Raw genomic sequence first — 11,778 nt, forward strand, 5'->3', positions numbered from 1 at the left:
TTATCCCAGCAGTTACCACGCCGACTCATACTCTGCTTTATCTGGCAGCGCCATAGGGCTTGCCGGTATTGACGGCTGGTATAGTGGCTGCCCTGGTCGCTGTGGAACATTCTGCTGTCCGGGGAGAACGACATAGCCCAGCCCACCGGTTTCCTCGCGAACAGATCAAGAACAACCGCAAGGTATGCCCAGCGTTTCCCGGTCCAGATGTAGGTCACATCGCCGCGCACCATACCTGGTTTGGCTCTGTTACAGTGAACTGGCGGTTGAGATGGTTCGGTATTTCAACGTATTCATTGCCGCCGCGTTTGTATTTGTGAGCCGGTAGCTGGCAGCTGGCGATACCCAGCTCTTTCATGAGCCTGCCTGCGCGCCAGCGCCCCATCCGGAAGCCTCTCTGGGTTGCCATGGTGGCGATACTTCTCGCGCCAGCGGCACCATGGCTGATACTGTGCAGTTCATGAACCTGACTGCGCAATACCGTTCGCCTGCCGTCTGGCCTGTCAGGACGGCTTTTCCAGTATTTGTAACTGCTGCGATGAACCCTGAACACGTGGCAGAGTGTGGCCACAGGATAATGCGCTCTGAGTTTCCTGATTAACGAGAACTGTTCAGGGAGTCTGACATTAAGAGCGCTGTAGCCTTTTTTAATATTTCGCTTTCCATTTCAATGCGTTGTACCTTCTTCTTGAGCTCACGTATTTCGATTTGTTCCGGGGTTATAGGAGAGGCTTTGGCGTTTTCCCCTGTTGCTCATCACGCAGTTGTTTTACCCATTTCGTCATCGTAGAAAGCCCGACGTCCATGGCTTTTGCTGCTTGCGCGGCGGTGTAATTTTGGCCGACAACCAGTTGAGCGGATTCGCGTTTGAATTCAGGACTAAAATTTCTTCTTTTCATTGGTGCACCCGTGTTGTTCTGAAGTGAGCATATCACCTCTGTTCAGGTGGCCAAATTCAGTGTGTCACTATAATGTACGGCAAGCCGTTGATCAGCTGCAAAATCGGTACCGGCACTACCTATGTTAACGTTCACCGGCAAACCGGCCTGGTGGTGCCGCCAGCTTTGGCAGGATCCCGCCCTGCCCCGGCGCTATGGCGAGCAGGCGCGTGAGCGTTTTAACGCCTTATTTACCTCAACGCGGATGGTCAGTAGCTATGCTGATATTTATCGCGAACTGGCGGGACACGATTAAGGAGTGCGTTCCTATCGCACCAATCACTACCCGCAAGACACTTGCTTGGGTTAATATATAATATACATATAGACCTGTTCGCCGGACGGCGGCGGCAGGTGTCATCCTTACTATAGGAGTTGCTTAATGTCCACACAACAGATAGGCGTCGTCGGTATGGCGGTAATGGGGCGCAACCTGGCGCTTAACATTGAAAGCCGTGGTTATAGCGTATCCATCTTTAACCGGTCGCGCGAAAAGACCGATGAAGTGATTGCGGAAAACCCGGGGAAAAAGCTGGTGCCTTATTATAGCGTGGAAGAGTTTGTCAATTCGCTGGAGAAACCGCGGCGTATTCTGTTGATGGTCAAGGCCGGAGAAGGCACGGATAAAACCATTAACTCGTTGAAACCGTTTTTGGAAAATGGTGACATTCTTATTGACGGCGGCAACACCTTTTACAAAGACACCATCCGCCGCAACCGCGAGCTGTCGGAAGAAGGGTTTAACTTTATCGGTACCGGCGTGTCCGGCGGTGAAGAAGGGGCGCTGAAAGGGCCGTCGATTATGCCTGGTGGCCAGAAACACGCCTATGAGCTGGTGGCGCCTATCCTTGAAAAAATTGCCGCGCGCGCCGAGGGTGAAGCTTGTGTAACCTATATTGGTCCCGATGGCGCCGGCCATTACGTCAAGATGGTGCATAACGGCATCGAATACGGCGATATGCAGCTGATTGCCGAAGCTTATGCGCTATTGAAAAACGCGCTGGGCCTGAGCAATGAGCAGCTGGCCAACACCTTCAGCGAATGGAATAAGGGGGAGCTTAGCAGCTACTTGATTGATATTACTAAAGATATTTTCACCAAGAAGGACGAGCAGGGCAACTATCTGATCGACGTCATTCTGGATGAGGCGGCCAACAAAGGCACCGGCAAATGGACCTTTCAAAGTTCGCTAGATTTGGGCGAACCGCTAAGTTTAATCACCGAATCGGTGTTTGCCCGCTACCTGTCGTCGCTTAAACCTCAGCGCGTGGCGGCCTCCAAGGTGCTTTCCGGCCCGCAGCACGAAGCGTTTAGCGGTGACAAGGCGGCCTTTATCGAAAAAGTGCGTCGCGCGCTTTATCTGGGCAAAATCGTTTCCTATGCGCAGGGTTTCTCTCAGCTGAAAGCCGCCTCCGAAGAGAACGAGTGGGATCTGAATTACGGCGAGATTGCGAAAATCTTCCGCGCCGGTTGCATTATTCGCGCCCAGTTCCTGCAGAAAATTACCGACGCCTATGCCGAGGATGCGGCGATCGCTAACCTGTTGTTGGCGCCGTACTTCAAAAAGATTGCCGATGACTACCAGCAGGCGCTGCGCGATGTGGTGGCCTATGCGGTTCAGCACGGTATCCCAACGCCGACCTTCTCTGCCGCCATCGCTTACTATGATAGCTACCGCTCCGCCCTCCTGCCGGCCAACCTGATTCAGGCCCAGCGCGACTATTTTGGCGCCCATACCTATAAGCGTATTGACAAGGAAGGGGTGTTCCACACGGAATGGCTGGAATAACCGCTTCCGCTTCCGCTTCCGCGCAGGCGAGATGAGCGCTGCGCGGAAGACGTTGGAAGCCGCATTCTCCTGCGTCACCTAAAAGCAAACAGCGTCACCGGCCGGTTTTACCGGCCGGTTTTTTTTGCCTTGCCGGTGGTGACGGGGTTTGAAACGAGTCAATTAGGGTGAAACCGTGATGTTTTGCGCTGACAGCCCTGCCTATATTTTGCGGGCCTTGATCTAAAACGCGTAAACTGAAAGGAACCATACATGTTTTTCTCGTTGCCAATTTACCGCAGGGGCGCCGGGCACAACGCCGGGGACGCGTTTGCTCATCCTACTGTGGACCCGACAGGGAGGAGCGGCGGGGACGGCGGTATTGCCGCGCCCGTCAAAGGGAAATACGCCCAACTCCCCACTTGTAAGCGCTAATCCGGTCACGCTCGCCAAACACCTGCAGCGCGCCGAACAGGGCAGCGCCCGGTAGAGACTCTCCGCCACGTTGCACAGCGCCGCGCGCTATTCGGGATAACGCAATCCTGAAAGAGGCGCACCAGCCTACACCCATGCAGAATGAACCATCGGCTGTCGCACCGGCGTTGCCGCCCAGGATCGCTGCCGGTGGACCGGCGCAGCATAAGCTTACCAGCCGGCAGACTAACACCGGATCTTTATTGGGCCACGTCGCGTCGCCGTCGTCGGTACACGCCGCCGCACCTGCGCGTAACGCAACGTTTTTGCCCGTCGTTGAGCAGGCTAAGGTTCACCTTGCTGGTCAACCTGAACGCCACTACCGGGGGATCGCCGCGCTGACCCTGCACTGGACGTTTCCCCGTGGCGTCAGTGGACACGGGTATCGGCAGCATGGCCACCTGGCCGCCTGTTACCTTCGATAAGGTTGCTGCCCTGGCTGCCGTCAGGTCAATAGCGTTAAAGCTGGCAGATGCTAACTACGAACTACGAACTGCCAACTATCGGCATCACCGGCGCGCTCATCGTTTATATTGATGAACGCGTCGCTTAACGTGCACATCTCCGGTGCGTGAGAGGTAAATGCGCGACTGCGCCAAAGAAAGCGCCTCACGCCTGCCAGCCGCACGACGCGCCGTTAGCGGTGACGTTCGCGCAGGCGGCCGATCACCCGGCTTAAATCCAACTCCTGATCCTGCAACAGCACCAGCAGATGATAAAGCAGATCCGCCGCTTCATTAATCAGCGCCTCCTTGTCGTGCACCGTGGCGGCCAACGCGGTTTCCACCCCCTCTTCGCCGATTTTCTGGGCGATGCGTTTTGTGCCGCTGGCGTACAAACTGGCGGTGTAAGAACTTTGCGGATCGGCGTTTCTACGCTCGCCAAGCAGCGTTTGCAGCGTGTAGAGAAACCCCCAATCGCTGGCGGTGGGATGGAAACAACTGCCGGTACCGTTATGGCAGGTCGAACCTTGAGGATGGGCCAAAATCAGTAGCGTATCGTTGTCGCAGTCAGGATGAACGCTGACCAACCGCAAAACGGTTGCCGGAACTCTCGCCCTTGGTCCACAGCCGGCCCTTACTGCGCGAGTAAAACGTCACCTGACCGGATTGCTCGGTCGCCTGCCGCGCGTCGGCATTCATATAGCCCAGCATCAAAACCTCGCCGGAGACGGCGTATTGGACGATAGCGGGCAGCATCCCGCCGGTTTTTTGCCAATCCAGCTGCTGGTGCTGTTGTTCGGTTAACATAATTTAATTTCCACTCCCTCTGCCGCCAAGAACTGCTTTAATTCACCAATATTGATGATCTGCTTATGAAACACCGACGCCGCCAGTGCGCCGTCCACCTTCGCGTCGCGAAACGCCGCGAGAAAATGCGCCATCGTGCCGGCGCCGCCGGAAGCGATAAGCGGAACGTGGCAGCGTTCCCGAACCTGCCACAACTGCGTCAGGTCGTAGCCATTACGCACGCCGTCCTGATTCATCATATTCAATACGATCTCCCCCGCGCCGCTGGACTTCTTCTACCCAGTCCAGGGTTTGCCAGGAGGTGATGCGGGTGTGGGTTTCGTCGCCGGTATATTGATTGACCTGATAACACCCGCGCGCGGCGTCGAACCAGGTATCGATACCGACGACAATACATTGGACGCCAAAGCGATCCGCCAGACGGCTAATGAGCGTCGGGTCCGCCAGCGCCGGGGAGTTAATCGAAATTTTATCGGCGTCGTAAGAGAGGATCTCGCCGGCCTGCGCCACGCTTTGGATACCGCCGGCTTACGCAGAAGGGAATGTCGATGACCTCGGCGACGTCGGCTATCCAGCGCTTGTCGACCACCCGGCCGTCGGCGAAGGCCGTGATATCATAAAATACCAACTCATCGGCCCCGTCATCGTCATCGCGGCGCGCCAGCGGCACGATATCGCCGATGATTTCGTGATTTCGGAATTGAACCCCTTTTACCACCTGGCTCTGCCGGACATCCAGACAGGGAATTATGCGTTTTGCCAGCATGCCAACGCCTCCGCTACGGTAAATTTGTTTTCCAACAGCGCGCGGCCGACGATGACACCCTGCACGCCGCTGTGGCGAAGCTGGGCGACATCCGCCGCGCTGCGGATACCGCCGCCGACCTGTACCAGCGCCGGCGCCACCCCGGCCAGCGGCCGACGCAACAACGGGATTTGGCGCGCTTGCGGATCGCGGGCGGAGCTCAGCAACTGCATGTTGAGGCAAATGACCAACACCGGCTGGGTGCAGGCTTTAATCAGCGCAATGAGTTCCCCCTCGCGCAACTGATCCATGGCCGCCTGGGCGGTGCCGATGCCGGGCAGAAATAATTTGTCCGCCTGCAACACGATGTCGGCGTCGCGGCTGACGACCGCTTTATAGCCCAGGCGACGTACCGCGGCGGTAACTGAGAACAGATTGGCGCAGCCGGTATCCAGCACTACCACGTTCATCACAGCACTCCTTTTGAGCTGGGCAGCGTGTCGCCCTCCACGCGGATAGCCTGGCGCAGCGTGCGGCCGAAGGCTTTAAACAGGCTCTCCACCCGATGATGATCATTCTTGCCTTTGGTGCGCAGATGCAGCGTGCAGGCCATGGCATAGGAAAGCGAACGGAAGAAATGCTCTACCATCTCGGTGCTGAGATCGTTTACCTGCTGGAAACTGTACTCGGCTTTGTATTCCAGATGCGGTCGGCCGAAAATATCCAGCGCGCAGCGCGCCAGGCACTCGTCCATCGGCAGCACGAACCCGAAGCGACCAATATGCGTTTGTCTCCCAACGCCTTGTTCAGCGCTTCCCCCAGCGCCAGCGCGGTATCTTCCACCGTGTGGTGATCATCAATATGCAGATCCCCCTTTACCGCGATATTCATGCGCAGACCGCCGTGGGTGGCAATCTGATCGAGCATGTGATCGAAAAAACCGATGCCGGTGTTGATTCGGCTGTCGCCTTCCCAGTCGAGCCAGACTTCCACATCGGTGGCGGTTTCCCGTGTGACGCGATTAACGCGCGCGTGGCGGTCGCGGCGGGTCAGCTGCTCGGCAATTGCCGGCCAATTGAGCGACGTGCGCTGATACCGCAGCGCGGTGATACCCATATTGGCCGCGAGCACCATGTCGGTTTCCCGGTCGCCGATGACATAGCTGTGGGCGCTATCCAGCCCGCCCTCTTGCAGCCAGGGCGCCACTATCCCCGTCTGCGGTTTGCGGCACGCGCAGCCGTCGGTGGGTAAATGCGGGCAAATCAACACCTCATCAAACACAATGCCATGGGAGGTAAAGATGACCATCATCAGATCATGCGGCCCACCTGGAAATCCGCCGGGGGTTTGCTGATGAGCGTGCCATCACGATCGATAAACAGGACTTTCTGATTCACAGGGACTCCTTGCTGGAAGAGGGTTTCAACGCCTTTAACGCCGCAATCACGCTCTGGCACTCTGCCAAAGTGCCGATGATAATACGCAAACAGTCGGCCAAGCCCGGTTGTTTGCTTTGAGATCGCGTAAAATCGTACCCTGATCCCAGAGTATTTTGAACACTCGATAGTCCGGATTGCACCGGACCAGCAAATAATTGCTGACGCTGGGATACACCGCGCAAATACAGGGGCAATCCGCCACCCGTGTCCGCGTTTGCCGTAATCCCTCATCCGAAAACGCCTGTTCGGCGATATCCGCCACCGGCAGAGCGCCAGCGGGTAGGGGGCGATGACTTTTAACAACAGTTAAATCATCTCAACATTCGCCAGGACAAAACCGCAGCGCAGACCGGCCAGGGCGAAGACCTTGGACAGGGTACGCAGAATGATCAGATGCAGGTATTCAGCGAGCCAGTTCACCACGCTCGCCTGCGGGCAAAAATCGATATAGGCTTCATCGACCACCAGCAGCGACGCGCAGCGTCGCTCTCGGACCTGCTGCACTATGGCTCTGATGTCCGCCTGGGTATCCACCCCCCCCCGGACGGGTCAGGAGTCGCGCCTGTTCGGCCGCATCGCAATCGCGCCAGCGCAACGGTTGGGAAAAAACTGTGGCGTTCGTGGTTCTCACTCCATCATCTTTTCAATGGGCAACACCAGAATCGAGCTGGCGCCGAGGGCCTTCAGATTTTCCATGGTTTCCCAGAATAGAGTTTCGCTGCTGACCGTGTGCATCGCCACACGGTGTTGATCTCCCGCCAGCGGCAGGACGGTCGGCCGCTCCGCTCCGCGCCGGGCAGCAGACTGCTGATGTCATCCAGCCGTTCGGTCGGGGCGTGCAGCATGATGTATTTCGATTCCCGGGCCTGGATGACCCCCTAGATACGGACAAGAAGCTTATCCACTAGCGATTGTTTCGCCACCGACAGTTCGCCGTCGCGCTGGAAGAGCGCAGGCCTCGGAGCGATAAATGACCTCCGCCTCGCGCAATCTATTGGCCTCAGGGGTGGCGCCGGTGGACACCAAATTGCAGATGGCATCGGCAACCCCGGCGAGCGGGGCGACCTCTACCGAACTGTTCAGCAGACAGTACTTGAAGGTGATATCGAGTTTATCTAGGTACTGTTTTAACAAATGCGGATAGGAGGTGGTGATACGTTTGCCGCGCAGGCATTCGGGACCGGTTTAGGGGGTGTCCAGCGGCAGGGCCATCGACAATCGACACCCGCCGAAGTCCAGCCGGCGCAGAGTAAAGTAACAGGGATCTTCTCCCTGGGCGCGGCGGGTCAGCAATTCCTCTTCCAATACGTTCTCGCCGATGATGCCGAGGTCCCACCACGCCGTCCATCACTAGACCCGGGACATCGTCGTCGCGCACCCGCATGATATCAATCGGCATATTCTCCGCAAAGGCCAGCAGGCGCTGCTGTTGCAGATTGATTTTTATGCCGCACTACTCCAGCAACTGCTGCGATTCTTTGCTTAACCGGCCTGATTTCTGCATTGCTATCCGTAACCGTGATTTGTCCAACATGATGTCCTCTGCCGTAACTGAATTATTTATCCAAGCCAAAAAAAACCTTGGAAGAAATCTTTCGAGGGCTCTCTCTGACATTCTGCGCCGCTGGAAGATTAAAACCTCTTTCAGCACCCATCGCCTGAAAGACTAGTTAGAATGATGCTGATGATGATGGTTGATCAGAATGTTTGTCATTGCTTGTTCCACAAGTCGCATTACTGAATTTTTAGTAAGCAATGCCGATAACCTAACCATGTTTGATGCAAAGTGCAATACTTTTTTGTGTCGGCACCCTGCGCTTTCGCGACCGCTTCGCGTTAAGCTTACCGGAAGCGGGAGAACAAACGGGAGCGAGCGCAATGAAAAAAGTGGCGATTGTCGGATTGGGCTGACTGGGAATGCCGTTGGCGCTATCTTTACTGGCCCGCGGCTATCAGGTGGTGGACAGCGCGCTGGCGGCCGAGGTGCCGCGCATTATTCAGTTCGACATCGGTGTATGGCGAGGGACCCGGCGTGAAGGGCGAGGAAAGTCCGACCGCGCCGTGCTCGCCGGCGGGCAGGTGTCTGGTCGGGCTGGAGAACTGGTTGCATCAATTACCCCACACCTCAGTGGATATCCTGCGCTTGGCGGGATTGGTAGGGCCGGGCCGCCACCCGGGGCGCTTCCTGGCGGGGAAGCAAGGCCTGCCGGGCGGCGGGCAGGGGGTCAATCTGGTCCGTCTGGCGGATGTTATCAGCGCCATTACCCTGCTGCTTTAGCGGCCGCGCGGTGGACATCGCTATAATTTATGTGCGCCGTGGCATCCCGCCAAGCGAGACTATTATTTGGCCATGGCCCGTGCTTTAGGCGTAGCACCTCCGGTCTATCTGGCGGACAGCGGCGCGGGTGAGGGGAAAATTATTGACGGCAACCGAATTTGTAAAGAGCTGGGCTTCGACTATCTCTATCCCGATCCTGCCTTCATGCCCTCAGCCTGACGTCATAGGGGGTCCGGCGTGATTTGCCAGCCGGCGGGCTTACCGCTATGGTTGATAAGGGGCGTTGCTTTTTACTACGCCGCACTTACGTCGCGCTAAACGCGACGGCCACAGGCGTTCGCAGGTGACCTATAGAAAATCTGGCAGATAGTCCGGCGGTTTTCGACCCCGGACCGGCAGTGAGTCGAACCAGCGCGTTCCAGCGCGAAATTATGGCGTATCTGGATAGGCTGTCCTCATACTCCGGCAGGTGGAACTCCTGCTGACGGATCTTAATGGTAGTTTTCGCGGTAAACGTGTTGCCCTTTCCAGAGTGCGCAATCATGCGCCTCGGTGTATGCCATGACCGTGACCGGCGAAACGGTTGCGATGCCCGACCTTATCGGTGCGGAAGGCGAGCCAGACCTGCTTTGTTTGCCGCTGGCAGGCTCCCTTAAACCCTCTGCTGCCGATCCGGCCCATTGCGCCCAGTTGCAGCTAATCATGCAGGATACTGACGGTCAACCTTTCGCTGTCGAGCCGCGCAATGTGCTCAATCGCCTCTGGCAGCAGTTGCGTGCGCGTGCCCTCCATCCCGTGGTGGTGGCGGAACTGGAATTCTATCTGCTTGACCGGCGGCGTAATGCGGCGCATATGCCGCCGCCGTCCCGTGAGCACCACGTTCAGCCGCGTCAAGAACACTGTCAGGTGTATTCGCTGGACAGACTAGATCGCTGTGCTGCGGTCCTGGACGATATCGCCCGGCTGGCGCGCCTTCAGGGGTTACCCACGGAGGGGGCGATAGCGGAATCCGCGCCGGGGCAGTTCGAGATCAACCTCGCTCATACCGACAACGGGCTCGACGCCTGCGATCGGGCGTTGCAGTTGAAACGGCTAGTGCGTAGGGTGGCGGAGCAACACCGATTGACCGCGACCTTCATGGCTAAACCCTATGAAGCCTGGACCGGCAGCGGGCTGCATATTTATCTTAGTTTACGGGATGCCGCGGGCAATAATGGCTTTATCGACCCGCATGGGCGCCCGTCGCCGCTGATGGCGCGCGCTATCGCCGGCATCTTGGATTTATTGCCAGCTTCCATGGCGCTGCTGCCGCCCAACGTTACCGCTTTCCGCCGGTTTCAGCCGGGCGGTTACGTCCCGTTGCCCGCAAATTGGGGCTTTAACAACCGGACGGTGGCCGTGCGTATTCCCTGTAGCGATGCGGATAATTGCCGTCTGGCATATCGTGTCGCCGGGGCCGATGCCAATCCGTATTTGGTCGTGGCGGCGCTGTTGGCCGGCATCTTACACGGGCTGGACGGCAACGCGCCGTTGCCGGCAAGGGTACGCGGCAACGGCGCGCGGGCAGGGGCGCCACTGCCGCTGCGTCAGTGCGAATCCCTGACGGCGTTCGCCAATGATACCCGGCTGCAAGCCCTGCTCGGTGAGCGTTTTTGCCGTCTGTTTCATACCTGTAAAGCCGCCGAACTGAGTCAGTTCGAGCGGCGGGTGACGTCCACCGAAATCGACTGGATGCTGAACAATGCCTGAAGCGGAGCGGCTTGCCATCCCGGCATCGCTGTAGCAAGATGCCGCCCCAAAAAAAACTGGCGCCGTGAGGCGCCGGTTTTTTCATCGTTGTTTCGCGCAGGGTGGATGGCGCGTGACGTGTTGTTACCCGATGAGGCGCCTTCGCGCGTGCATGAGGACGTAGTAAAGAGCTATGGGGCAGAATGTGGTGGCAGGGTCGGCGCCCGCCGAACGCGCTACGTGTAAGAAAAACCCTGACCTTGTTTCAGGTGGTGATGATAGGTCTGGCCTACCTGCAACCGATGACCTTGTTCGATACCTTCGGTATCGTCTCGGGCCTGACCGACGGGCATGTGGCGACCGCCTATGCGGTGGCGTTGTGCGTTGTGCTGTTCACCGCGCTCAGCTACGGCAAGCTGGTCCGTCGCTTTCCCTCGGCCGGCTCGGCCTATACCTGCGCGCAAAAAACCATCAGCCCTGGTGTCGGCTTTATGGTGGGGTGGTCGTCGCTGCTGGATTATCTCTTTATGCCGATGATCAACGTTTTGTTGGCAAAAATTTATTTGCAGCCGCTGTTTCCGTCGGGGCCGGCATGGATTTTCGTCGCGGCGCTGGTCGCGATGATGACGCTGTTCAATTTACGCGGCAACCGTCTGGTCGCCCATTTCAACGGCCTGATTATGGTGCTGCAGGTCGCGATTATCCTGGTGTTTCTGGGGCTGGTTGTCCGCGGGGTGATGCAGGGGGAAGGCAGCGGCACGTTGGTGAGTATGACGCCGTTTGTGGGGTGGCAATCATTTCTGGACTCTTAAGTTAAACGATGGGTTAGCCGGAAGCCCTTTAATGGCGCGGCTTACAGAGATTTTACAGACTCTGGACTCGAATGACTGTGGTTTGAGCAGATTTAAAGGTGGTTTAAACGCCTTTTAAGCATCCATTAGATATATGTGAATTAGGTTAAAAACTTTTAGTAAATCATAAAAATAATGAAGTGAGATAGATAATGGCCTAATCTTTATTTAGGCCGGGCTACTTTTCTTACAGTTTAAGCTTGCCACATCTTCTACTGCACACTCTTCAGATACCGCCCCCTTTTTAGCTTCGTGTAGGGCTATCAGACGTTCTTTTTCTTCTTTTGGAAGTTGGAGTAACAGGCTA

4 protein-coding genes, 9 pseudogenes and 1 other annotated feature are annotated in these 11,778 nt (G+C 57.0%); of the genes and pseudogenes, 5 read left to right on the top strand and 8 right to left on the bottom strand.

Translation table 11 applies throughout. The features are described from left to right. Nucleotides 1-899: pseudogene (locus ACTBDU_RS13820) on the bottom strand (IS3 family transposase); the annotation flags it as partial. A gap of 121 nt (nt 900-1,020) precedes the next feature. On the opposite strand from ACTBDU_RS13820, the gene ACTBDU_RS13825 reads away from it, so the two are divergent. Then, complete coding sequence (locus ACTBDU_RS13825; RefSeq protein ID WP_438806863.1) at nt 1,021-1,194, top strand: glycosyltransferase; 174 nt, start codon at nt 1,021-1,023, stop codon at nt 1,192-1,194. 126 nt (nt 1,195-1,320) lie between these two features. Beyond that, the gene (gene gndA / locus ACTBDU_RS13830) at nt 1,321-2,727 is read left to right on the top strand and encodes an NADP-dependent phosphogluconate dehydrogenase (protein WP_438806864.1); all 1,407 of its coding nucleotides are present in this window, start codon (nt 1,321-1,323) and stop codon (nt 2,725-2,727) included. Nucleotides 2,728-3,817: 1,090 nt separating this feature from the next. Here gndA and hisIE read toward each other — a convergent pair. The 7 genes and pseudogenes from hisIE to hisG form a co-directional block, all read right to left on the bottom strand. Beyond that, nucleotides 3,818-4,430: pseudogene (gene hisIE, locus ACTBDU_RS13835) on the bottom strand (bifunctional phosphoribosyl-AMP cyclohydrolase/phosphoribosyl-ATP diphosphatase HisIE). Beyond that, nucleotides 4,424-4,940 (bottom strand): annotated as a pseudogene (locus tag ACTBDU_RS13840) (HisA/HisF-related TIM barrel protein). The pseudogenes hisIE and ACTBDU_RS13840 overlap by 7 nt, the downstream one beginning before the upstream one ends. Next, entirely contained in the window at nt 4,900-5,196 is a 297-nt protein-coding gene (locus ACTBDU_RS13845; RefSeq protein WP_438806865.1) for a HisA/HisF-related TIM barrel protein, read from the bottom strand. Before ACTBDU_RS13845 ends, ACTBDU_RS13840 begins: the two are co-directional and overlap by 41 nt. After that, a complete protein-coding gene (locus ACTBDU_RS13850) occupies nt 5,178-5,645 on the bottom strand; it encodes a HisA/HisF-related TIM barrel protein (protein ID WP_438806866.1) in 468 nt (155 codons plus the stop codon). The genes ACTBDU_RS13845 and ACTBDU_RS13850 overlap by 19 nt, the downstream gene beginning before the upstream one ends. Then, a pseudogene (gene hisB, locus ACTBDU_RS13855) lies at nt 5,645-6,486 on the bottom strand (bifunctional histidinol-phosphatase/imidazoleglycerol-phosphate dehydratase HisB). The gene ACTBDU_RS13850 and the pseudogene hisB overlap by 1 nt, the downstream one beginning before the upstream one ends. A gap of 82 nt (nt 6,487-6,568) precedes the next feature. Continuing rightward, nucleotides 6,569-7,154 (bottom strand): annotated as a pseudogene (locus ACTBDU_RS13860) (aminotransferase class I/II-fold pyridoxal phosphate-dependent enzyme); the annotation flags it as partial. A gap of 87 nt (nt 7,155-7,241) precedes the next feature. Then, nucleotides 7,242-8,148, bottom strand: a pseudogene (gene hisG / locus ACTBDU_RS13865) (ATP phosphoribosyltransferase). Between the two features lie 35 nt (nt 8,149-8,183). Then, nucleotides 8,184-8,305, bottom strand: a sequence feature (His leader region). A 262-nt stretch (nt 8,306-8,567) separates the two neighbouring features. Between hisG and ACTBDU_RS13870 the strand changes: the two are divergent. The 3 pseudogenes from ACTBDU_RS13870 to ACTBDU_RS13880 all read left to right on the top strand — a co-directional run. Continuing rightward, nucleotides 8,568-9,111: pseudogene (locus ACTBDU_RS13870) on the top strand (SDR family NAD(P)-dependent oxidoreductase); the annotation flags it as partial. A 140-nt stretch (nt 9,112-9,251) separates the two neighbouring features. After that, a pseudogene (locus ACTBDU_RS13875) lies at nt 9,252-10,641 on the top strand (glutamine synthetase family protein). A gap of 182 nt (nt 10,642-10,823) precedes the next feature. After that, nucleotides 10,824-11,402, top strand: a pseudogene (locus ACTBDU_RS13880) (APC family permease); the annotation flags it as partial. Nucleotides 11,403-11,778: the final 376 nt, after the last annotated feature.

Origin of the sequence: Sodalis sp. (in: enterobacteria) (assembly GCF_051710625.1) — a bacterium.
In the GTDB taxonomy this organism is placed as follows: Bacteria; Pseudomonadota; Gammaproteobacteria; order Enterobacterales; family Enterobacteriaceae; genus JBPESN01.